The organism is Pseudomonas sp. RIT-PI-q, from assembly GCF_001297125.1.
GTDB lineage: Bacteria > Pseudomonadota > Gammaproteobacteria > Pseudomonadales > Pseudomonadaceae > Aquipseudomonas.
On sequence record NZ_LHPC01000015.1, the window covers coordinates 20,493 to 43,340 of the forward strand.

Sequence of the window (22,848 nt, forward strand, 5' to 3'; positions counted from 1 at the left end):
GCGAAATCGACAGGCCATGTCGTATTTCTTGTCGATAGGGTCTGTCGGACAAAGTTCCTTGTCGTCCTACGGATACGAACAAAGCAGGTCAACGACGCAGGAGTGCTTATAATCGCTGCGTTTCGTCTACCCTCATAAAGCGCCAGGGCAGCCATCAGCGTGTGCCAGGCGCATCGACACTCTTTCGCTAACGAACCGGAGAACCTCCATGCTCAAACGTACCCTGGCGTTGGCCGTCGGCTTGTCCCTGTCTGTTTGCACCCTGCTTGCACAGGCCGCCGACACCCTGAAAGTCAGCGCCATTCCTGATGAAGCCCCCACCGAACTGCTGCGCAAATTCAAGCCGCTGGGCGCCTATCTGGAGCAGAAAACCGGCATGAAGGTCGAGTTCGTGCCAGTCAGCGACTATCCGGCCGTGGTCGAGGCGCTGGCCACTGACCGAATCGACATGGCCTGGCTGGGTGGTTTCACGTTCGTGCAGGCTCGCCTGAAAACCGACGCTACCACTCCTGTCATTCCGCTGGTACAGCGTGAACAGGATGCCCAGTTCACCAGCAAATTCATCACCGCCGACCCGGCCGTCAAGTCCCTCGCCGACCTCAAGGGCAAGACCTTTGCCTTCGGCTCGGTGTCCTCCACGTCAGGCAGCCTGATGCCGCGCTATTTCATGCTCAAGGACGGCATCAAGCCGGAAACCTATTTCAGTCGCGTTGGCTACTCCGGCGCTCATGACGCCACCGTCGCCTGGGTCCAGGCCGGCAAGGTCGACGCCGGGGTACTGAACGCCAGCGTGTGGGAAAAACTGGTCGCCGCGGGCAAGGTCGACACCACCAAGGTCAGAGTGTTTGCCACCACCCCGGCGTACTTCGACTACAACTGGACTGTGCGCGGGACTCTTGATCCGGCGCTCGCGGCCAAGATCAAGGCAGCCTTCCTTGCCCTCGATCCGGCGAAACCGGCAGACAAGGAAATTCTCGATCTGCAAGCCGCCAGCCGCTTCATCGAAACCAGTCCTGACAACTACAAGAGCATCGAGGAAGCCGCACGCGCCGCCGAACTGCTCAAATGACATTGCATTTGACCGGCGTCAGCCTCACCCACGTCAATGGTGTCCAGGCATTGCGTAGCCTGGATCTGCACATCGGTGCCAGCGAACAGGTCGCCATCATCGGCCCGTCCGGCGCGGGCAAGTCGAGCCTGCTCAATCTGCTGGCCACCGCCCTGCGACCGAGCAGCGGCGAGCTGCAAGTGCTCGGCGAACGGGCGTGGCAGCTTTCTGCCCGGCAGCGTCAGCGCTTGCGCGCGCGCATCGGTCTGGTGCATCAGGCGCCGCCCCTGCCACCGCGCCAACGTGTGGTTACAGCGGTTCTGGCCGGAAAGATTGGCCAGTGGGGCCTGGGCAAAAGCCTGCTGAACCTGGTGCATCCGCTGGATATTCCGGGGGCGCGCTCCGCATTGGCCAGGCTGGACCTGAACGACAAATTGTTCGCGCAGTGCCAGCAACTGTCCGGTGGTCAGCTACAGCGCGTGGGCATTGCCCGTGTGTTGTATCAGGCGCCCGAGGTGTTGCTGGCCGATGAACCGGTATCGGCGATGGACCCGGTGTTGGCCGAGCACACGCTGTCGGTCCTCTGCCACCATGCCCGGGAGCACAACGTCACCCTGGTTGCCAGCCTGCATGCGGTGGAGCTGGCGTTGGCGCACTTCTCGCGCATTATCGGCTTGCGTGATGGGCAGATCCTGTTCGATCTCCCGGCCAGCGAAGTCGACCGCGAGCTGCTCGACAGGCTCTACGCGAACGAGCAGCTACAGCCCTCCCCGACTCCCGTTACGCCCTTGAGTGTGCAGATTCCCCGATGCTGACGCGCGATTCCCGAGATCCGGCCGCCCGGCCCCGCCTGTTGCTCACCTTGTTGGCCATTGCCCTGCTGTGGCCGAGCATCCACTTCAGCGAGCTGGACCTGAGCGTACTGGTGGCGGGTGACAGTCAGAGCGAGATGGGCCGGTTTATATCAGCCTTCTGGCCACCCGCCCATGATCAGGCATTCATCCAGTTGTTGTTGCAGGCCACCTTGCAGACCCTGGCCATCGCCACGGCCGGCATGGCATTGGCGTTGCTGTTGGCAATTCCCGCCAGCCTGCTGGCCAGTCGCGCCCTGTCCCTGTCTGCGGCTTCCCGTGGCGGTCGCCCGAGCTGCTGGGGTCCACCGCTGCGCTGGCCGGTACGTGGTTTGCCGATCTTCCTGCGTCGCGTGCCGGAACTCGTCTGGGCCCTGCTGTTCGTGCGCGCCGTCGGCCTCGGTCCCACGGCCGGCGTACTGGCCATCGCCATTACCTACAGCGGCATGCTCGGCAAGGTCTATGCGGAAATTTTCGAGTCGGTCGACCAGCGCCCGGCCCACGCGCTGCTGCAAGCAGGCAGCGGTCGGCTCGCGGCGTTTTGCTACGGGATCCTGCCCAATGTCGCGGCGGAGCTGCTGTCGTACACGGTGTACCGCTGGGAATGCGCCATTCGCGCTTCGGTGGTGATGGGCTTTGTCGGTGCCGGCGGTCTGGGTCAGCAAATGGACCTGTCGCTGCGCATGTTCGCCAGCGGCGAAGTGGCCAGCCTGTTGCTGACCTTCCTCGTACTGGTGCTGCTCGCCGACCAACTCAGCCGCCTGCTGCGCTGGAGGCTGGCATGAATCGCCTGATCAATCTGGCACTGCTCCTCGGCATCGTCGCTGCGGTCGCCGCCTCGTTCATCTATCTGGGCATCGACCTTGGCGAGTTGGGCGGCAGCGGCAACCTGAAGCAAATGGGTGCCTACGCGCAACGTTTTCTCAGCCCGGACCTGAGCCCCGGTCACCTGCAAGCCATCAGCCATGGTGCCCTGGAAACCATCGCCATGTCCGCCCTTGGCACCCTGCTCGCGGCGGTGTTTGGCCTGCTATTGGCACTGCCTGCGGCAGGGCGATTCGGCTGGCCGCTCAAGAGCTCATCACGCCTTGTGCTCAACGGCTTGCGCGCGGTGCCGGAACTGGTGTGGGCTGCGCTGATGGTCCTGGCCGCCGGACTCGGCCCCAATGCCGGCACCCTGGCATTGGCCCTGCATACCACCGGCGTGCTCGGACGGCTGTTCGCCGAAGCACTGGAAAACACCCCACCGGAACCTGCCGATGCGATCCGCCTCCAGGGCGGCAACGCCGCATGGGCGTTCTGCTACGGCACCCTGCCCAACCTGCTGCCACAGCTACTGGCCTACATCCTGTACCGCTGGGAAAACAACATCCGCATGGCCAGCGTGCTCGGCTTTGTCGGCGCGGGTGGCTTGGGGCAGATGCTCTACGTCAGCCTCAGCCTGTTCCAGGAAGCTCAAGCCAGCACCGTGATTCTGGCCATGCTGTTGTTGGTGTTTGCCGTGGATACGCTGAGCAGCTGGAGCCGCCAGCGTTGGGTCAAGGCGTGATGGTCGTCCCTGTAACGTTACTGATCAAACCCGGCGCTCTGGAGACCTTCGCTGGCAAGCCAGCTCCTACAGGGGGACGGTGGTTTTCAGGTGTTGCGTTCGTTGGGAATCCGCCGACGAAGCATGAGCAAGATCAAAAAATCGCAGCTTCCGGCAGCACCGCTCACTTACGCCATCCCCTGTAGGAGCTGGCTTGCCAGCGAAGGACGTTAACGATAACGCGTTGTAACAGGATAACCGTTGCGCATTCGAGTTCTTCGCTGGCAAGCCAGCTCCTGCAAGGTGTAATCAGCGACGGCGAGCATCAAGACTGAAACGACCGGCGCCGAATGCCACGACTTGCAACAGGCCGCCGGCCATGGCGATGTTCTTGAAGAAGTGGATGAATTGGTTCTGATCCGCCAGTGCGCTATGGAAAGCCAATGCGGTAAACACACTGAACAACGCCAGCACCGAGGCAACGGCCCGCGCACGGAAACCCAGGATCAACGCAAGACCACCGGCGATTTCAACAACGACCGCCAGCGCCAAAGCCAATTGCGGAAACGGCAACCCAACGGAGCCGATGTAACCGATCATCATCGCCGGGGCGGCCAGTTTCGAAAAACCGGACAGAATGAAAATCACGCTGAGCAGTACGCGGCCGATCAGCGATGCCGAGGCCTGGGTAACGTCCGAGCGGTTCTGTTCAGTGGTGGTTGGATGTGCGATGTGTGCAGAGTTAGCCATGAGGTATTTCCTTCGGTTAGGCGCGATTCGGTATGAATCGCCCTGGTGAAGAAATGGTGCGCCTCGCGTTCTCATCTGAATAGCTGACTAATTTAGATCATTAGGTGCGAAAAAATAGAAAAGCTGGCCTGCTAAGCTCTGGCCTTGATGTAACCGCGCATGAACCTCGAGGAGATAAACGGTGACGAGCGCTGAGCGAACTTCAGCGACAGGCCTGCAAGCGCACATTCGTGGTGAGCGCCTGGCCGCGTCCGACGATGTTTGCGCGAAAGACGTATTGGTGCAGATTTTTACCCGCGAGCGGATCGAGGAAAGCGTCATCGTTCCTGCCGTCGCAGAACCGCTGATTGTTTGGGTGCTGTCTGGCGACGCAACCATTGAAGAGCGGGCAGCCGGTGAAGACTGGTTGGCGAGCGAGGTATCGCCAGGCGACTTTTTCCTGACCACCTCCGCCGTCCCTTACGAAATGCGCTGGCGCGTGACCAGCCCGGAACCGTTCGTGGTCATGCACATTTATCTCGGTTTGCAGCTTCTCGAACGGGCGATTGAGGAAGTCCATGGAGGCGCCACAGACTCCATTCGCTTACGCGAAATTTCCGGCGGTCGAGACGAGGTTCTGTCGGTGCTACTCGAACAGCTCAGAGTCGAACTGACATCCCGCCCAGAAACCAGCGCACTCTTGGTACAAGGGATCGCTCAGTGCATCGCAGTGCATCTGGCTCGCAGCTATCTTGATGCCGACGCGGAAAACATCGCGAAGCGCAATGCGCTGCCTGCGTTCAAACTAAAGCGTGTTGTACAGACGATGGAGGACAGTTTGGGTGAAGCGTTTCGTTTGGCCGATCTGGCTCACGAAGCCGGCATGAGTGAATACCATTTCAGCCGGCTGTTCAAACGCGCAACAGGGCACTCACCGTCTCAATACTTCATCAAGCTGAGAATGACCAAGGCAAAACAGCAACTGATCGAAACCGACCGGAGCATTATTGATATCGCCCTGGAGGTCGGGTACAGCAGCGCCAGTCATTTCTCGCAAGTGTTCAAGCGCCAGGTGGGCGTCCCGCCCAGCCATTACCGCAAATGAAGCGACACGGCCTGCGCCGTGTCGCTTGCGTGAACGAGCATTCAACTGCCGACGGGGATGCTCATACCGCCATCAGCCATGACGACCGAGCCCACCATAAAACTGGCCCGTTCGGAGGCCAAAAATGCAACGATCTCTGCGATTTCGTTGGGCGAAGCGGCGCGGCCGATCGGCGCTGACTTGCCGTGTTCTTCGAGGAAGCCTGGACCGTCTTCCATGAAGTGATTGAGCAGATTGGTCACTACGTCACCCACGCCGATCGCGTTGACGCGGATACCATGCGGAATCGCTTCCAGGGCCTGAGTTCGGGTCAATTGGGCCAGTGCCCCTTTCGATGCGGTGTAGGCCGCGATGCCCGGGAAGGCAAAGTAAGCCGCATAGGAGGCGATGTTGACGATAGCGCCGGACTTTTGTTTCATCATTTCCTTGGCGGCTTCACGCGAGTGCAGGAACGCCCCAGTAACGTTCGTCTCCATCTGCCAGCTCCAATCCTCGCGGGTCATTTCAACGAGAGGTTTGTAGATAATCCGACCGGCATTGTTGACCAACACGTCGAGCTTGCCGAAATGCTGGACGGCCAATGCAACCGCTGTTTCAGCTGAACCGTCGACAGTGATATCGGCCACGAAAGGCACCAGTCCCGGACGCTCAAGGGCGTTCACTTCAGGGTTGATATCTTCAGCAATGACCTTGGCGCCACGGGCATGGAACAGCTCGGCGATGGCGCGGCCAATGCCACTGGCAGCGCCCGTCACAATCACGACTTTGCCAGCGATTTCATTGGGGGTAGGGATAAAATCAGTCATGTCATTTCTCCTGAGGGTGGTTGCTTTCGACGACTCCACTGTCGCCGATTGCCGCCCTCCACTCTTTCGCAGGCTTGCTCGTCCTGTCGGGGTTCTGCTTTTATCTTCCAGCGGGCTCGTCAAAACAGCTCGGGCACCATTGACCGACACGTTCGAGGAAACACACATGATCTCTGACCCAGGCACACCGACACTGGACCAACTGCGCGTGTTCCTGACCGTCGTAGAAGTCGGCAGTTTCGCGGCGGCGGCAAGAAAGCTGCACCGCGCCACCTCAGTCATCAGCTATTCAATTGCCAACCTCGAGATGCAACTCGGCGTGTCGCTGTTTGACCGCCACACCACGCGTAAACCCCAACTCACCGATGCCGGCCGCACCGTACTGGCCGAAGCGCGAACCATCGCCAACGGTGTTCATGGATTACGCGCCAAAGTGAAAGGCTTGCTTCAAGGGCTCGAAGCCGAAATCCACGTCGTGCTGGATGTCATGCTGCCCGCCGAGCGCGTGGTGGACGCACTCAAATCATTCCGTGAGGCATTTCCGACGGTTGCTCTGCACTTGCATATGGAGGCGCTCGGCGCAGTCACTGAACTGGTGATCAATGGTGGCGCGTCGATCGGCGTCAGCGGCCCGATGAATGAGGGGATCGATGGCATTGAAAGAATCGGAGTCGGCAGTGTCGAGTTGATTCCGGTTGCAGCGCCCAATCATCCACTGGCGTCAAGTGACTCGAACATGCCAGGGGCCGGGCGTGAGTTCACTCAGTTGGTGCTGTCCGACCGCTCCGTCCTGACCAAAGACAAGGACTTCGCCGTCCTCAGTACCCGCACGTGGCGGCTGGCAGACCTGGGCGCCAAACACATGTTGCTGCGTGAAGGCATTGGCTGGGGGAACATGCCGATCACGATGGTCCGCGAGGACCTGGATTCCGGCCGACTGGTGCACCTGACATTACCGGAATACAACAGCGGGATTTATCCGTTCGACGTTATCTATCGCACCGATCTGGCGCCGGGGCCCGCCGCGCGATGGCTGATTGATCGGTTCATCGGACAACATTCGGAGGATGAGTCGATGGCATGAACGCAGGCACCCTACCCTTCAAGCAGATGCTCCAGAAACAATCCCGCAGCGGCCGACAACGATTCTCGCGACCGTATGCACACGCTGAGTTCGCGGGACGCCCACGGTTCATCCAGCCGGACCACCGTCGCCCCGTCCATTTTGTAAATCGCCGCACTCCCCTCGGGCATGATGCCGATGCCCAACCCGGCTTGAACCATCAGGCACAGCGCGTCGTAACTGGACACTTCCATCCGTATTTTCAGTGAGCGCCCGAGGTCATTGGCCGCCTTGATCAACTGAAAGTTGAGGTGAGTGCCGCTGCGCAAGGCGATGTATTCGTGCTCCAGGGTTTCGCTGAATGTGACCGATTGGCGGTCGGCCAGCGAATCGCCGTTGGGCACCAGCAACACCAGCCGATCGGTGCGAAACGGAAAGACCTCGATGTCGGCACCATGGGGTAGACGCGTGAAGATACCGATCTCGGCGCGGTTTTCCGCCACTGCCTTGGTGATTGCCAGGCTTTGCTTTTCTTCCAGGCTGATGTTGATCAACGGGTACAGCTGCATGAACGACTTGATCAAGCCGGGCAGGAACTGGGTGATGGCGGAGATGTTGGCCAGGACCTGCACCGAGCCACGGCGGCCGTAGGAGTATTCGCGCATCTGCACGACAATTTCGTTGAGGTTGTTCAGGGCGCTGCGGGCCATGAACAACAGCGACAGACCGGCGTCGGTGGGCGAAATGCCCTTGTTAGTGCGGTTGAGCAGTTTCGAGTCGAGCAATTCTTCCAGCTCGCTGAGGCGCTTGCTGACCGCCGCCGCGGCGATGTGTTCGCGCTTGGCGGCGGCCGCAATGGTGCCTTCTTCGACGACGCTGACGAAGAGTCGCAAAGAGACCGGGTCGAGCTTCATGTGAGATACCGGTTAGCTGATCTGAATGGCCAGCATAGTACCTCCTCGGTCACTGGCTCAGAACGCCCCGGACAACAGGTGGCCGGCATTCGGGACCCTGGCCTCGAGGCCGAGGGTTTTCAGCATCTGGTAAACGGTGGCGACCGACGCTGACAACACCGGTTTGTCGAGGCGATCCTGTACCAGCTGAATCGCTGGCAGCGAAGGCATCTGCACGCAACACGACAGCACCACGCCGTCAGCCTGACCGATATTCAGCTTGTCGGCGTGGGCCACCAGATTCATCGGGTGCAGGCGACCGACCTCAAGGTTGTCAGCCACTTCCAGGCTGATGGAATCGACCACTTCGACGCCCGCCGCCTCGATGTAGTCGATGACCTGCTGGGTCAGCGGTTTCATGTACGGCGTAATGATCGAGATTTTCTTGTAGTCGAGCATGTGCAGGCTGTCGATCAGCGCACCGGCGGAGCTGAGTACCGGAGCGTTCGACCGGTTTGAAACAACGGTCTTGCCCAGGCGCTCTTGCGAGACTTTGTGATAGCCAGGACCCTGGCACATGATCGCCACCAGGCACGCGTAGGCCATGACATCCACTCGCGCATCGCTCAATTCCAGCGCGCAGCGGTCGCTGTCGATGTCCATCTTTTTCAGCTCTTCGGGGCTGACGTGCATCATGCGCATGCGCGAGGAGTGGAAGGTGAAATGTTCTTCTGGAAACAGCCCGTAGCGCGAAGTCAGCATGGCCGGGATTTCGGTTTCCATCGTGGTGTTGGAGCTGGGTACGATTTGGCCGATGCGAAAGTTTTTCATGGGTTTTTCCTTTGAGCAGTGCAGATCAGTTGCCGCTGGTGAGTTGGACGCCTTTGGTTTCCTGCAACGTGAACACCATGACGGCGGCGATGACGTAGGAAACGGAGGCAAGAGAAATGGTCGCGGTGAAGCCGATGAGCGGGATCAGCACCGGCACCAGCTTGATGCCGGCAATGGCGCCGACCCGGCCGAAGTTGAAGCAGAAACCTGATGCGGTCGAACGGATGCTGGTCGGGAACAACTCCGAGTACCAGGCGCCAAAGCCGCTGAAATAACCGGTGAAGAAGCCCAACAGCGCGGCCAGCGACCCAAGGGTGATGACGTTCTGGGTGGTGAACAGCAGCTTGCCGTCGGTTAAAGGCATCAACGTCGCCGAGTAGGCAAACACGGGCACCATGATCGCCATGCCGCCAAAGAAGATCGCGAACGACAAGCGTCGACCGAGGCTTTCGGCCAGGTAGCCGTAGGCCAGATAACCAATGGTGGCGCCAATGCCGATCCAGATCACGAAGACCGGTGCCTGATCGATCCGTACGTTGAGAATGTTCTGCAGGTAGGCCGGCATGAAGGTGGTGATGATCCAGTAGCCGTACATGCCCAGCACCGAAATGCTCAGGCCCAGCAGCGTCAGTTTCAGGTACTGCGGACGGAAGATTTCCATCAACTGGCCTTTACTGGCGTTGGTGCGCATGAACTCGCGGTTGGCCAGCCAGACCGGCGACTCCTTGACGAACAGCCAGATGAACACCAGGGTGAAATAGGCCGGGATCGAGGCGTAGATGAACAAGTGCCGCCAGGACTCAGGGTTACCGCCGTCGAGGAACGTCCAGGCGAAAATCGCTGCCAGCAGACCACCGCCCGACCAGCCGGTCTGCATCACCGCAAAGGCCTTGGCACGACCTTGCGCCGGCCAGATCTCCGACACCAGTGCTGCAGCGGCGGACCACAAGCCACCGACGGCGATGCCGACGCAGAAACGGAACAGATTGAGTTGCCACAGGCTGTCGGCAAACGCACAGAGCAAGGTGCCGGTGCCGTAGACGAACACCGACAACATCATGGTTTTCTTGCGGCCGATCTTGTCGGAAAGGTTGCCGAGGAAGAAACCGCCAATCCCGGTCGCCAGCAGAAACCAGGCCACCGTGGAGACCACATCGCCCAGGCCAACGGCGAAGGTCTTGGCGATCGCCAGCAGGACAAAACCGAAGATCGTCGCGTCCAGGGCATCAAACAACCAGGCGGCCCAGGAGCCTCCCAACGTAATGTATCGCTGGTTGGCGGTAAGTTGACTGGCTCCATCCACTGCAGGGGCACTGGCCGCAGATACGGCCGCTAGAGTTTTCATGGTTAAACCTCGTGGGACTCAACTTATTATTTTTGGAAACTCGTGTGCCGAAGATGGCCGTCGGCAAACGAATGCTCATGTGCGACCGATGTTAGGAGGGGGAAAACGCGTCGTATATCAGGCATTCACGAGCCTGCCATCGCGGATGGCGATGGCAGCAGAAGGAGGCGTTTTACTGATTGATTGCCGCTGTTGAGTCGCTGGAGTAATAACCACCGCCTAACGCCTTGATCAGCGCTACCTCGCTTTCCAGGCGTTGCCCCTGCAATAAGGCCAGGCCGCTCTGCTCGGCCAGCAGTGGCAAGTTGGCTTCCAGTGCCGCGACCCGCCCCAAAAGGCCGCGTTGGTAATGCGCTTCAGCGCTGTCGCGGTTGAAACGCATATTGCCGATTCGAGCCTGTTGCAGCGTCGCCTCCGTTTCCAGCCCCTGCAACTTGCTGCCGGTTACGGCGACGTCACGCACGGCGTCAAACACAGCCTGGTTGTATTGCTGCACGAGGGTGTTGCTCAGGCTGCGGGCGTTTGCCAGGTCGGCATTGAGGCGGCCACCGTCGAAGATCGGCAGGGTCATCCCGGGGATCAGATTGATTTGTCGGCTGCCGTGGTCCCACAGGTCCCCCATGTGCAGGGCGTCGGCACCGAAGAAGGCCTTGATGTCGAAACTCGGGTAAAAGGCCGCCTTGGCCGCATCGATGTTCGAATAGGACGACTGCACCAGCCAGCGCATCGCCTGCAAGTCCGGGCGGCGTGCCAGCAATTCATAGCCCAGGCTCTGCGGCACCCCATAGGCGTGTTCCGGCAGGGACCGTGGCATCAGCGGCAGCGAGACGTCGGCGCCGACACCGAGCAACGCCCGCATGGCTTCGCGCAATTGCTGCGTCTGGCTGTGCAACGAGACGATTTGACGATCGATCAGTGCCTGGTTGCTCAACGCCTGCTGCCGTTGCGGCTGCGCCTCCAGCCCACGTTCGATGCGCGCCTGGTGCGCGGCCACGACTTCGGCGGCAATGATCGACATTTGTTGCAAGTCGCTGAGCAGTTGCTGTGCCGTCTGGATCTGAAAATACAGCAGGGTCACGCCGCTGGACACTTCCAGCTCGACCCAGGCCGCTTCGGCCTGACGCGCGTTGCGCACACCCAGGGCGGCGTCCACTTGCGCGCGCTGTCGCCCCCAGAGATCGAGTTGGTACACGCCGCCGAGGCCCACGATGCCCTCGGTGTACCAGGGGCCGGTGAGGCCGAGCGCCGGTTCGTTTTCGGCGAAGGGGCCAAGGAAACCATTGGCGGAAACGTGCTGGCGATTGACCAGGCCGATCAGCTGGACTTGCACGCCGGTCAGCGATTTCACTGAGGCGGCCTGAGCGCGGGCCTGATCGATATGACTGCGCGCGATGGCAATACTCGGTGCCTGAGCGAAAGCCATGTTGATTAACTGATCGAGCTGCGGGTCCTGATAGCGCGCCCACCAGCGTGCCTCGGGCCAACCGTCGCGAGCCAGGTGCAGATCGTCGGCCAGGCGGATCTCGGCCGGGTCGCGTTGCGCCACCAGATCGCCCTCCTCGCGAATCAGCGCGCAGCCGCCGACGATCAGGCTCAGGCCGATAAATATGCACCCACGAATGGCACCGTTCATGGCCGCAGCTCCGCCAGCGTGCCCGTTTCGAATGACGGCCAGTCCGGCAGCGAACCAAACCGCCGACGTAATTCGTGCAGCTCCCGGAGCAGCTCGTCGTCACCCGGCCCACTGTCCACTGGCGGATCAAATGGCGGTAAATCGGCCGTCGCAACCGACTGATCCTGCAGTCGCGCCGCGTAGCGAGTCAGCCACACACCCAATTGCTCCTGATGCGCGTCCAGCCAGGTCCGCAACGGCATGGGCAATTCGGCATCGAGCGCGGCGCGGTTACGCTGAAACTGGCCGGCGGCCAGCAGGATTTCCCGTGCCTTGGCCAACAGCGTCTGAGTGAACAGCGTCAGTTCTTCATGCTCGCCCTGTTGCCAACCGGGCTCCAGGGCGACCCGCGCGAGCATCGCCTCGCACTCGGCGAGCTGGCTCCAGGTGCGCAAACTCTGTTCATGCAGGTGATCGGTCGAGGCACCGGAGGCTGGCGCACGCAATAGTCCGGCGATGCTCTGCAGGGTGGCGGACAGGCGCCGGCGCAGACTGTCACCCTCACCTTCCGGCCACAGCAAACGATGTATCAGCGTGCTGACCACAACGCCAAGAACGATCCCCACCAGTCGGTCGCGGATTTCCGTCAGGTCGGTGCTCGGCCCGAACTGTTCGAGCAAGGCCAGGGCGAAGCAGAACATGATCTGCAAACCGGCATAACTGATGCGCTCGGAGCCCGCCGCGACCCAGGCCCCGAGACCGATCCCCGGCAGGCTCATGAGCAACAAGCCGCCCAGCGTCTCGATGTTCGGGATGACGAAGACCGTGCACAGCACTGCCGGGGCACTTCCCACCAGACAACCGCCGACACGCAACAGGCCTTTCTGGGTCGAGGCGCCGAGACTGGGCAAGGCGATGATCACGCACGTCAGCATCACCGTGTGGATGCCCGGCCAATCCACCGCGTTGTAGAACACATAACAGAACAACGTGGCCAGCCAGGTCTTCAAGGCAAACAACAGGTAGTTGGGATTGCTGAAGGCATCGCTGGCCAGGAGCGGCTCCTTCGCCGGGGTTTTGCTGACCGGGACAAGCCTGTCGCTGGCAGCCAGGGTGCGCAGAGCGTCACGCATCTCCTCGAGCGCCGCCGGCATCAGCGGCCGTTTCAGGGTCTCGCTGTGCAACACCAGTGGCGACATGGGGTCAGCCTCGATCGCCCTGGCCAGCGCCGCGCAATCGTGGTGTAACGCCGACAGCGCTTCGACATCCGGGACTGGCGCACTCAGGGACGCTACGGCGGCATACAGCCGCGACACGCCGGTAATCAACGCCAGATGCTGCACCTCGCGGGCACGGTAGCCGGCATCGCGCATGCTGGCGAACTTCAGCAGTTTATGCAGGCTGAGCACGCCCTGCTGCACGTCAGTCGGGCTGATCGGCGGGATCGTTGCGCGGCCCTGTTCCAACGCGAGCAAACGGGATTCGACCTGCGCCAACTGCCGCTGCATGGCCTCGCGCAGCAACCGTTGCGGTTCTTGCGGCAACAACAGCGTATTGACCAGCAAGGTGACCAGCGTCGGATAGACCACGGCCATCCACACCCACAGGCAGGCGCGTAACAGCAACTCGGGCTGCGCCACGAGATCCACCAGGCTCTGCACGTAAATGGTGACGATCGCCACCACGAAAAACAGTGGCCCGAGGCGCGTGGCGCGCATGCCGAACAGGCTGACGAGGAACACCACGCTGGCAAAAAGAATGCGCAGCAGCGGATAGCCGTAGGTGAACTTGAGCAGAACGATCGCAATGCCGATGGCCAGTGTGGCGCTGACGATGAACAGAATGCCGGCCATGCGCGTCAGCACCACATTGGACTGACTGACGAAGAACACCATGATCAGCGACAACGCCAGCAACGGCAGCTCCAGGCTCATCGCCAGGATGATCACCAGGGTGCAGGCCAGCAGATTGCGCAACAGCGCATTGGCGCGCCCGGGAAAAGGTGCCAGTTCTGCGACGACGAAGCGCCATAGTCGCTCAGGCCAGCTATCCATGGCTTTCATTGCGGTTTGCCTTCGGCGCTATCGGCATGGATCACCGCCACCGCCGAAGTGCCTATGCGGAACAGCTGCGGGTCGGGCTGATCGACGCGGATGCGCACCGGGAAACGTTGCGCCACCCGCACCCAGTTGATAGTGCGCGCGACCCTCGGCAACCCGCTGACCTGAGCGCCACCATCGTCGGGAAAGACGCCGAAGCCAATGGAGTCGACGGTCCCGCTGAAAGCACGCCCGCTGTCACTCATCAGGTAAAGCGTGCTGCGGCTGCCGGTATGGATACTGTCCAGTTCGGTCTCGCGAAAGTTCGCCACCACGTACCAGCGCCGCGTGTCGATCAGGCTGAACAGCGGATGCCCGACGGCCGCGAACTGGCCGTCGGACGTCGTCAGGCCGACGATGCGTCCATCGAAGGGTGCGCGCACCACGCTGTGCTCCAGATCCAGCTCGGCGCGGGAGATTTGCGCCTGGATCACCGCGCGCCGGGCGACCAACGCGTCAACTCCGCTGACGGCAGCAGCCGCTTGCTTGACCTGTAGCTGCGCGGCGTTCAATTCGGCACGGGCACTTTTGGCGGCGGTGCGCGCCTGGTCCACCTGCTCCGCGGAGACATAGCCGCGCGACAACAGCGGCTCCATGCGGCGCAGGGTGTCTGCGGTCTGGGTAGCCGTCGCCTTGGCCCGTTCGATGCTGGCTTGTGCAGCGTCGGAGTTGAACTGCTGGGCATCGACCTGGCGCTGGCTGAGGATAATTTCCTGGTTCAGCGCCTGCAGCGACGCCTGGGTCTGATCCAGGGCGTCCTGATAAGGGCGTGCATCGATGCGCAGGAGCACATCGCCCTGCTTCACCTGCTGGTTCTCGTGCACCGGCAACTCGACAATGCTGCCGCTGACCTCGGGGGTGACATTGATGGTGTCGGCGTAGACATAGGCGTCATCGGTGCGCGGTGCGTTGTCGAGCCGCCAGACCACCCACACCAGCAGTATCAGGGTCAAACCCAGCACGACCAGGAACAGGATGCGCCGGGGCAGCGTCTTCACAACAATTTCGCTCATGAGGGGCAACTCCCGGTCAGGACTGGAAGAACAGCAGCCAGGCGCTCAGGGCAAACAGCACGGTCAGCACGGGGTAAGTCAACGTGGGTGGCACTAGCCAGGCACCGAAACCGAACCGATCCAGCAGGGCATGGAGAAGAAAGGCTACCACCACGGCACCGAGGATGCAGAACAGCCAGTCGGGAAAATAGGCGCCCAGTACGGAGACCGATGGCGCATTGGAACAGGCTGACAGCACCAACGTCAGTAACAGCAGAATGCCTTCCCGGCTGATCCTCCCCTTGCGGCCCATCAAGACTCCTCCATCAAAGGGAAATGGTGCTTGAGCTGTCGACGGACACGCCTCTGTATAGGGTACGGTCCTGGTGAATCGCGCTTTTCTGATTCGATCAGCGAGATTCCTTTATAGCCCACAAACACTGCAAGTTCCTGGCCGGCCCTATGAACGCAATTGCCACCCACATAGTGTGCGACCGCAGGGGTCGTTGGCCACTCGTTGACCGCGACTTTTTACGTAAACCTTACGCTTATCGGCAACCGAGACACCGGCCACCGACACGCTACACTTCACTGGCTCCGTCGCAGCCTCCGCGCTGCCCTAACCCCTGTCTTCTGATCTGGAGGTGCCCCATGAGCGACAGTACCGAACTCACGACCTTCACCGGCTGGGCCGCAACGGCCCCCGGCGCTCCACTGGAACGCTATAGCTACGATCCCGGCCCGTTGGGGGACGAAGAAGTGGAAGTCGCCGTGGAGTATTGCGGCGTCTGCCATTCCGACCAGTCGCTGATCGATAACGACTGGGGAATCAGCGCCTACCCCTTTATCCCCGGCCACGAGGTGGTCGGCCGTATCGTGCGCGTGGGCGCGCAGGTTCGCGGTCTCGAAGTGGGACAACGGGTGGGCATTGGTTGGTACAAGGGCAGTTGCATGCACTGTTCCTCGTGCATCGGTGGCGCCCATCACCTTTGTGGCACCGCCAAACCGACCATCATCGGCAGCAATGGCGGCTTCGCCGATCGCCTGCGTTCACACTGGGCCTGGGCCCTGCCGATACCGAGCGGACTCGATCCGGCCATGGCCGGGCCACTGTTCTGCGCCGGCTCGACGGTGTTCAACCCGCTGGTGGAATTCGACGTCAAGCCCACCGACCGGGTCGGCGTGGTGGGCATCGGCGGCCTCGGGCACCTCGCGCTGCGTTTCCTCAACGCCTGGGGCTGCGAAGTCACCGCCTTTACCTCGTCATTGAGCAAGCAGGACGAAGCCAAACGCCTGGGCGCGCACAACGTCGTCGCCTCGACCGACAGTAACGCGCTGAAATCGATTGCCGGCACCCTGGATTTTCTCCTCGTCACCGCCAACGCCGACCTCGACTGGCCGGCCATGCTCGCAACCCTGCGCGGCAAGGGTCGCCTGCATTTTGTAGGCGTCGTGCCCGGCGCTATCCCCGTGCACGTGTTCGACCTGATTCCCCAACAGAAGAGTTTGTCTGCCTCGCCCGTCGGCTCGCCCAGCACCACGGCGACCATGCTGGAGTTCTGCGCCCGCCATCAGATCCTGCCGCAGGTCGAGCACTTCCCCATGAGCCGGGTCAACGACGCCGTCGATCACCTGCGCAGCGGCAAGGCGCGCTACCGCGTCGTGCTGGACGCCAGCAAATGACAGACTGGCGCGGCGGGTAACGCCGCTCGCGCCGTCGAGACCGTGTGTGATATTCAGTTGTCGCTGGAGGCGATGAACGCGTAAGTTGAATTCGCTGCCCTTCAAAACAGGTAGGAATTGATCAATGCGCATCGCTTTACTGTCCGACGTCCACTTGTCCGTCAACGCGATCCCTTTTCCCGAGGTGGATGCCGATGTCGTGGTGCTCGCCGGAGACATCTGCCGGCCGGCCAAGGCCATTGAGTGGGCCAGATCGAGTCCCGTTCCAGTCGTGTACGTGGCAGGCAATCACGAGTTTTATGGCAGTGACCTGATCTCGACCTACGAACAGTTGAACAGGTTAGCTGAAGGCACGCAGATCCACGTGTTGGAACGTTCGGAGTACGTCCACAACGGCGTGCGGTTTTTGGGTTGCACCTTGTGGTCGGATTATCGTCTTTTCGATTCTGCCGAGGATCGGGCACACGGGATTGATTTGGCGACCCAGCTGATGCGCGACTTCACCCACATAAAAATCTCGCCGGATTTTCAAGACCTGTTCACGCCAGCCATTTCACAGCTTATTTTTCTACAGACTGTCGCCTGGCTGGACGATTGCTTCTCCCGCAACAGCAGCATTCCCACGGTGGTGGTGTCCCATTTCGCACCGACACGGTTTAGCATCAGCCCGCTGTTTGCGAATTCACCGATCAATTCGAGTTTTGTTTCAGACCTCCAAGATCGGATCCAGGACTGGCAGCCGGCTCTTTGGCTGCATGGCCATACCCATGGAAGCTTTGACTACCAGGTGGGCAACACCCGCGTCCTGTGCAACGCCCGGGGTTATGCAAAAAATGGCATCAATGAAAATCCGGACTTCGATGATTCATTGGTAATAGCTCTCAATATCTGATTCCTGGCTGTGTGAAATCCTCCAGGATTGTCTAATCTTTTCTGAGCGTCGTGATCGTAAGGAGGACGATCATGACGCGCACTCTTTGAGGGCGAAGGCTTGCGTCGACGAACTCAACGTTGGGTGCACTAAAACTGGGAAATCAACAAAAAACCAGGAAGCGCCTATCTTGAAAAAATCAATCATCTGCTTCCTGGGAAGCCTGCTGGTTTCGGTCACCGCATGTGCAACCGGGGTCATTCCTGTCATCGACCTCGACTTCACACGGGCAGCGACTGAAACGCTGAAAAAACTGGGTATCGACGACGCCTGCATCATCGCCGCCTCAAACCCCACAGCGTTCACCTATTGCCGAGAGGGACAGCCCACGCTTTGGCAATACAAGGCGTTTGATCTCGAGCAACTGGCGACGATCCAGGGCGGCAAGAAGCTCCCCTCGACGGACGACAAGCGAATTTCCGTTCTGGAGGTCAATAGCGCTGCCTGCCAACAAGACAACCTCGCGCCGTTGGTCAAGCCGGCCAAAACCAGCTGGCCTGCCATCGGGCTGATAGCCCTGCTTCTGCTGATCGGAGCCCGATACACCTACCGGGCAATCAGGCTCCGTTACGACAACCGCACAGCGTTTTCAGAGACCCGTTTGCAGCGAGTGACCGAATCCGTACCGCTGCACACTACAACGACAAAGGCGCTGCTGGCGTTTGTCATTGCAGCGGCGGTGGCATTCGTTTACTTCGGCTATCTGGGAATTTGAACAAGACTGATTGTCGCGGCATAGCGACTTGAAGAGCGTTCGCCTCACCGGCCACTTCAGGGACGGGCTGATTGTGCTGCGGCTGGCGAGGCGAACAACTAGACATTAGCTCAATCGTTCAACGAGCCTGATTCTCTTCACAAGATTCATACAAATCTATTGATCGGGTCTGCGGTCTCAACCTTTGGCGGCCATCGCGGTGACTTCCACACGCATGCCTTCGACCGCCAGGGCGGCCACGCCAACCGCGGCGCGAACGGGCCAGGGCTTGGCGAAGAAGCGCTGGTAGACCTCATTGAAAGCGGCGCGGTCGGCCATGTCGGTGAGGTAGATGGTCAGGTGCAAAACCCGATCCATGGAACTGCCGGCGCGTTCCAGCGCGATTTTAAGCGCCTGCAACGTGCATTCGCTCTGCAGGGTGATATCACCCAGTTCCAGGCTGCCGTCGGCGTGGGTGGGAATTTGCGTGGAGACCAACAGGCCGCCGAAACCGGCGACGTCCGAGGAGATGGATTCCGAGTCGGGATCGGGAACGAAGGTGATGTCGTGGTTTGCCATGGAAGTCTCTCGCTTGAGTGGGTAATGGGGCGACGCCTTTTTGGGCCGCCAGTTTACAGAACTCCAGCCCTATCGCCGTATCCAATGAATAGGTCAATGGAGGTAAGCGATATGAACAACGATGACAGCGTTAACGACGTCGAATCGGATACCACGTCAATACCGGAGGATCAGACCGCTCCGCCCTCTTCACCTCGCACCAAAGAGCAGGAAGCAGAGGAACTCAGTCGGAAAATAGCGGAGATAGAGCGCAAGGTAGCGGACGGGAACTAGCTGAGACAAATAACCTGTAGCAGCTGGCGAAGCCTGCGTTCGGCTGCAAAGCAGTCGTGAAACCTGAATGCGAGGTAGTCCTGAAGGACCGCATTGCTGATTTCACGACTGCTGCGTCCGATCGCGGCCCGAGCCGAACGCAGGCTTCGCCAGCCGCTACATGGATTGCGCGGTGGCTGGATTAGAACGTTATCCCTGGGAAACGCTTTTGAAGTTCGGCAACAAGGAACTGGTGGTCGTCGATGACGCACCGGCAACGCTGTCTGCTGGAACCTTCTCAGACTTCTCTTCTTCCACTTCCCCGTTCAGCGCCTTGTTCATCTTCACGGTGTCCAGTGCCCCGACCCATTTGGCAATGGCCATCGTCCCGACGCCGTTGCCAATGGTGTTGGTGATCGCCCGTGCTTCCGACATGAATCGGTCAACGCCCAGCAGCAACACCATGCCCGCCACGGGAATGGTGCCGAGGGACGATAACGTCGCCGCCAGGATGATGAATCCCGAGCCTGTGACACCGGCCGAGCCTTTGGAGGTGAACATCAGCACGGCCAGGACGATCAACTGATCGGTCAGGGTCAGCGGCGTATTGGTGGCCTGCGCGATGAAGATAGCGGCGATGGTGTAGTAAATCGCCTGGCCATCCGGGTTAAAGGTCAAGCCCGAGGGAATGATCATCCCGGCGACGGGTTTGGAAACGCCGGCCTTTTCCATCTTGGAAATCATCTGCGGCAGCACCGATTCCGACGAGCTGGTGCCCAGTACGGTGAACAGTTCTTCCTTGATGAACTTCAGAAACTTCCACAGGCTGAAGCCACTGTAGCGGCAGATCGGCCCCAGCACGAAAATCACGAAAACGGCGCAGGTCAGGTAGACGCAGGCCATCAGCTTGCCCAGCGAAAACAGCGAGCCGAAGCCGTATTTGCCGATGGTGAACGCGATGGCACCGAAGGCACCGATGGGGGCCAGGCGCATGACCATGTTGACGATGCGAAACATCCCTTGCATCAGGCTGTCCAGCGCGTCGACGAACACTTTTCCCCGTGGCCCGACATGCGCCAGCGCAATACCGAGCAGGATCGAAAACAGCAGGATTTGCAGGACGTTGCCCTTGGCGAAGGCGTCGACGATGGTGTCGGGGATGATGTTCATGACGAAGTCCATGAACGACGCGTGTTTCACCGCAGTGGTGTAAGTGGCCAGACTCGACGTGTCCAGCGTGGCGACATCGATGTTCATGCCGGCACCGGGCTTGAACACATCAACAACCACCAGACCGACGACCAGCGCCAGCGTGGAAACGACTTCGAAATAGAGCAGCGCCCGGAAGCCGACACGGCCCAGCTCTTTCATGTTTTCCATGCGGGCAATCCCCGTGACCACGGTCAGGAAGATCACCGGCGCGAGGAGCATTTTGATCAGTTTGATGAACGCGTCGCCCAAGGGTTTGAGTGCTGTTCCGGTTTCGGGAACGAGCACCCCGACGATGGCGCCGAGGATCACGGCGATGAGCACTTGTACGTAGAGTTTGCCGAATATTCTTTTCATGACAGGGCCCTGATTTTTTATTGTTGTCAGGAAATACCAAGGGGTCGGATTCAGTGAGCCGCCCCTTGGCGTCGTGCCGCAGTACTACTTGGATCGGTGAGTTCTATCAGCGGTTGATCAAGTCGATGACCGCCTCAGTGATCTGGCGGGTGGTGGCCGTGCCGCCCAGATCCGGGGTGTGCAGACCGCTCTCGGTCACCGCCTCGATAGCCGACATCAGGTGTTTCGCCGCAGCCGCTTCGCCCAGGTGTTCGAGCATCATGGCGGCCGTCCAGAACGTCGCGATCGGGTTGGCCACGCCTTTGCCGGTGATGTCGAAGGCCGAGCCGTGGATCGGTTCGAACATCGAAGGGAATTTGCGCGAAGGATTGAGGTTGGCCGTCGGTGCGATACCCAGGCTGCCGGACAGCGCGGCGGCCAGGTCGGAGAGGATGTCGGCGTGCAGGTTGGTGGCGACGATCACGTCCAGCGTCGACGGTTTGAGCACCATGCGCGTGGTCACGGCGTCGACCAGTTCCTTGTCGATTTTGACGTCCGGGAAATCCTTGGCGACTTCGTAGAAGATCTCGTCCCACAACACCATGCCGTGCCGCTGGGCGTTGGACTTGGTGACCATGGTCAGGTGTTTGCGTGGACGGCTTTGCGCCAGTTCGAACGCGAAGCGGTGAATGCGCTCTACCCCGGCACGGGTGAACACCGACACTTCCGTGGCGACTTCTTCAGGCAGGCCCCGGTGGACACGGCCGCCGTTGCCGGAGTATTCGCCTTCGGAGTTTTCACGCACCACCACCCAGTCGATCTGATCGCCATTGAGCAGCGGGCTTTTCACCCCAGGCAGTACGCGAGCCGGACGCACGTTGGCGTACTGGTCGAAGCCCTGGCAGATCGGCAGACGCAGGCCCCAGAGCGAAATGTGATCCGGTACGTTGAGCGCACCGACAGCGCCGAAGAAGATCGCGTCGAAGGTTTTCAGCTCTTCCAGGCCACCTTCGGGGATGTAGTAGCCATTCTTCAGGTAGTTATCGGAGTTCCAGTCAAAGTGTTTGAAATCCAGTTCGAAGCCGGATTTTTTCGACAAGGCTTGCAGCACCTCAACGCCCGCAGCGATCACTTCAACACCGATACCGTCACCTGGGACCGCAGCAATTTTGTATGCGCTCATCATCAACTCCACTCTCGTCACGTTTTTGTTGTGCCTGCTGAACGGGGTGTTCAATCAGGGTGTGAGCGGAGTATATGTAGTGAGCAAATAGGCGTGAGTTACTCCAAATAACTACATAGATGAATTTGAGTTACCAATGAGCCAGACCCTGGATTTGTCTTTTTTCTACCTGCTGGCCAACAAAGGCAGCCTCGCCGCGACGGCGCGAGAGCTTGGTGTGACACCGCCGGCGGTGAGCAAACGCCTGACCGCGCTGGAAGCACGACTGGGCATACGCCTGGTGAACCGCACCACGCGTTCGATGAGCCTGACCTCGGAAGGTGAACTGTATTTTTCGCACGCCGCGCGCATCCTGACGCAGATCGACGAAGTCGAGCAGTTGATGAGCAATAGTCGGGCGACACCCAAAGGCCTGATCCGCGTCAACGCATCGCTGGGGTTCGGTCGTCGTTACATCGGCCCGGCCTTGGCGGCGTTCTACGCGCAGTACCCGGAGGTGGAAATACAGCTGGAAATCAGCGATCACCCGCTCGACCTGGCGACACATGGGTTCGACTTGGGTATTCGATTCGGCACGCTGCCGGACGCCGCCTTTCACGCACGCAAGATTGCATCCAATCGCCGTCTGTTATGCGCCTCGCCGCTGTACCTGGAAAAACATGGCGTCCCCCGGCGTCTGGCGGATCTGCAGCATCACAACTGCATCTTCCTGCGGCAAAACGAAACGCCCTATGGCGTGTGGAGTTTCACCAACGGCGGGCGTACGCAAAACATCAAGGTACGCGGAGCCTTAGGTTGCAACGACGGCGAAGTTGCCCTGAACTGGGCGCTGGAAGGTTACGGTATTCTGCTTCGGGCCGAATGGGACATCGCCCGGTATGTGCGCAGTGGCCGCTTGCGCCTGGTGCTGGAAGACCAGACGCCTACCCGCGCCGATGTCTACGCGGTGTATCCGCAACAGTTGCACCTGTCAGCGCGCGTGCGCAGCCTGATCGATTTCCTGGTGGAGCGCTTCAAGCACATTGATCATCTGGATGAACCGGAACCCAGTCGTGACTGAACCGCGTAGGCGAGCGTGG

At 60.3% G+C, this 22,848-nt stretch carries 22 protein-coding genes; 10 read left to right on the forward strand and 12 right to left on the reverse strand.

Annotated features, from left to right (window positions below):
• Window positions 1-208: 208 nt before the first annotated feature.
• The 4 genes from AEQ67_RS03465 to phnE are packed head-to-tail and all read left to right on the forward strand — an operon-like array spanning window position 209 to window position 3,448.
• Window positions 209-1,069, forward strand: coding sequence for a putative selenate ABC transporter substrate-binding protein (locus tag AEQ67_RS03465; protein WP_059402493.1), 861 nt, complete (start codon window positions 209-211; stop codon window positions 1,067-1,069).
• Window positions 1,066-1,863 (forward strand): phosphonate ABC transporter ATP-binding protein, encoded by a 798-nt coding sequence (locus AEQ67_RS03470; RefSeq protein WP_059402494.1) that lies wholly within the window; start codon window positions 1,066-1,068, stop codon window positions 1,861-1,863. Before AEQ67_RS03465 ends, AEQ67_RS03470 begins: the two co-directional genes overlap by 4 nt.
• The gene (locus AEQ67_RS03475; RefSeq protein ID WP_059402495.1) at window positions 1,857-2,684 is read left to right on the forward strand and encodes a PhnE/PtxC family ABC transporter permease; all 828 of its coding nucleotides are present in this window, start codon (window positions 1,857-1,859) and stop codon (window positions 2,682-2,684) included. Before AEQ67_RS03470 ends, AEQ67_RS03475 begins: the two co-directional genes overlap by 7 nt.
• Window positions 2,681-3,448 carry a phosphonate ABC transporter, permease protein PhnE gene (phnE, locus tag AEQ67_RS03480; RefSeq protein ID WP_059402496.1) on the forward strand — a complete coding sequence of 256 codons (768 nt, stop codon included), beginning with the start codon at window positions 2,681-2,683 and terminating at the stop codon, window positions 3,446-3,448. The genes AEQ67_RS03475 and phnE overlap by 4 nt, the downstream gene beginning before the upstream one ends.
• Window positions 3,449-3,736: 288 nt before the next feature.
• On the opposite strand, the gene AEQ67_RS03485 is transcribed toward phnE, so the two are convergent.
• Window positions 3,737-4,177, reverse strand: coding sequence for a DoxX family protein (locus AEQ67_RS03485; RefSeq protein ID WP_059402497.1), 441 nt, complete (start codon window positions 4,175-4,177; stop codon window positions 3,737-3,739).
• 181 nt (window positions 4,178-4,358) lie between these two features.
• On the opposite strand from AEQ67_RS03485, the gene AEQ67_RS03490 reads away from it, so the two are divergent.
• Window positions 4,359-5,261, forward strand: a complete 903-nt coding sequence (locus tag AEQ67_RS03490) for an AraC family transcriptional regulator (RefSeq protein WP_059402498.1) — start codon at window positions 4,359-4,361, stop codon at window positions 5,259-5,261.
• 41 nt (window positions 5,262-5,302) lie between these two features.
• Here AEQ67_RS03490 and AEQ67_RS03495 read toward each other — a convergent pair whose 3' ends face one another.
• Window positions 5,303-6,067, reverse strand: coding sequence for an SDR family NAD(P)-dependent oxidoreductase (locus AEQ67_RS03495; protein ID WP_059402499.1), 765 nt, complete (start codon window positions 6,065-6,067; stop codon window positions 5,303-5,305).
• Window positions 6,068-6,233: 166 nt separating this feature from the next.
• Here AEQ67_RS03495 and AEQ67_RS03500 point away from each other — a divergent pair, with 166 nt between their 5' ends.
• Window positions 6,234-7,151, forward strand: coding sequence for a LysR family transcriptional regulator (locus tag AEQ67_RS03500; protein WP_059402500.1), 918 nt, complete (start codon window positions 6,234-6,236; stop codon window positions 7,149-7,151).
• 11 nt (window positions 7,152-7,162) lie between these two features.
• Here the strand turns inward: AEQ67_RS03500 and AEQ67_RS03505 are convergent, their stop codons facing one another.
• The 7 genes from AEQ67_RS03505 to AEQ67_RS03535 form a co-directional block, all read right to left on the reverse strand.
• Window positions 7,163-8,044, reverse strand: a complete 882-nt coding sequence (locus tag AEQ67_RS03505) for a LysR family transcriptional regulator (protein ID WP_059402501.1) — start codon at window positions 8,042-8,044, stop codon at window positions 7,163-7,165.
• Window positions 8,045-8,101: 57 nt separating this feature from the next.
• A complete protein-coding gene (locus tag AEQ67_RS03510; RefSeq protein ID WP_059402502.1) occupies window positions 8,102-8,854 on the reverse strand; it encodes a maleate cis-trans isomerase family protein in 753 nt (250 codons plus the stop codon).
• Window positions 8,855-8,879: 25 nt separating this feature from the next.
• Window positions 8,880-10,199 (reverse strand): MFS transporter, encoded by a 1,320-nt coding sequence (locus AEQ67_RS03515; RefSeq protein ID WP_059402503.1) that lies wholly within the window; start codon window positions 10,197-10,199, stop codon window positions 8,880-8,882.
• A gap of 172 nt (window positions 10,200-10,371) precedes the next feature.
• Window positions 10,372-11,832, reverse strand: a complete 1,461-nt coding sequence (locus tag AEQ67_RS03520) for an efflux transporter outer membrane subunit (protein WP_059402504.1) — start codon at window positions 11,830-11,832, stop codon at window positions 10,372-10,374.
• Window positions 11,829-13,874: an FUSC family protein gene (locus AEQ67_RS03525; RefSeq protein WP_059402505.1), complete on the reverse strand. Its 2,046-nt coding sequence runs from the start codon at window positions 13,872-13,874 to the stop codon at window positions 11,829-11,831. Before AEQ67_RS03525 ends, AEQ67_RS03520 begins: the two co-directional genes overlap by 4 nt.
• Window positions 13,871-14,923, reverse strand: a complete 1,053-nt coding sequence (gene mdtN / locus AEQ67_RS03530; protein WP_059402506.1) for a multidrug transporter subunit MdtN — start codon at window positions 14,921-14,923, stop codon at window positions 13,871-13,873. Before mdtN ends, AEQ67_RS03525 begins: the two co-directional genes overlap by 4 nt.
• A 16-nt stretch (window positions 14,924-14,939) precedes the next feature.
• Window positions 14,940-15,215 (reverse strand): YtcA family lipoprotein, encoded by a 276-nt coding sequence (locus AEQ67_RS03535; protein ID WP_063854407.1) that lies wholly within the window; start codon window positions 15,213-15,215, stop codon window positions 14,940-14,942.
• Window positions 15,216-15,553: 338 nt separating this feature from the next.
• Here AEQ67_RS03535 and ahr point away from each other — a divergent pair, with 338 nt between their 5' ends.
• From ahr to AEQ67_RS03550, 3 genes are all read left to right on the forward strand, one after another.
• Window positions 15,554-16,585: an NADPH-dependent aldehyde reductase Ahr gene (gene ahr, locus AEQ67_RS03540; protein WP_059402507.1), complete on the forward strand. Its 1,032-nt coding sequence runs from the start codon at window positions 15,554-15,556 to the stop codon at window positions 16,583-16,585.
• A 124-nt stretch (window positions 16,586-16,709) separates the two neighbouring features.
• Entirely contained in the window at window positions 16,710-17,477 is a 768-nt protein-coding gene (locus AEQ67_RS03545) for a metallophosphoesterase (RefSeq protein WP_059402508.1), read from the forward strand.
• 169 nt (window positions 17,478-17,646) lie between these two features.
• On the forward strand, window positions 17,647-18,231 hold the full coding sequence (locus AEQ67_RS03550; protein ID WP_059402537.1) for a hypothetical protein: 585 nt from the start codon (window positions 17,647-17,649) through the stop codon (window positions 18,229-18,231).
• 177 nt (window positions 18,232-18,408) lie between these two features.
• Here the strand turns inward: AEQ67_RS03550 and AEQ67_RS03555 are convergent, their stop codons facing one another.
• The 3 genes from AEQ67_RS03555 to AEQ67_RS03565 form a co-directional block, all read right to left on the reverse strand.
• Window positions 18,409-18,789, reverse strand: a complete 381-nt coding sequence (locus tag AEQ67_RS03555; protein ID WP_059402509.1) for a RidA family protein — start codon at window positions 18,787-18,789, stop codon at window positions 18,409-18,411.
• A gap of 462 nt (window positions 18,790-19,251) precedes the next feature.
• Entirely contained in the window at window positions 19,252-20,607 is a 1,356-nt protein-coding gene (locus tag AEQ67_RS03560) for a dicarboxylate/amino acid:cation symporter (protein ID WP_059402510.1), read from the reverse strand.
• Between the two features lie 106 nt (window positions 20,608-20,713).
• On the reverse strand, window positions 20,714-21,769 hold the full coding sequence (locus AEQ67_RS03565) for a tartrate dehydrogenase (RefSeq protein ID WP_059402511.1): 1,056 nt from the start codon (window positions 21,767-21,769) through the stop codon (window positions 20,714-20,716).
• A gap of 136 nt (window positions 21,770-21,905) precedes the next feature.
• Here AEQ67_RS03565 and AEQ67_RS03570 point away from each other — a divergent pair, with 136 nt between their 5' ends.
• A complete protein-coding gene (locus AEQ67_RS03570; RefSeq protein ID WP_059402512.1) occupies window positions 21,906-22,829 on the forward strand; it encodes a LysR family transcriptional regulator in 924 nt (307 codons plus the stop codon).
• The last annotated feature ends 19 nt before the right edge of the window (window positions 22,830-22,848 follow it).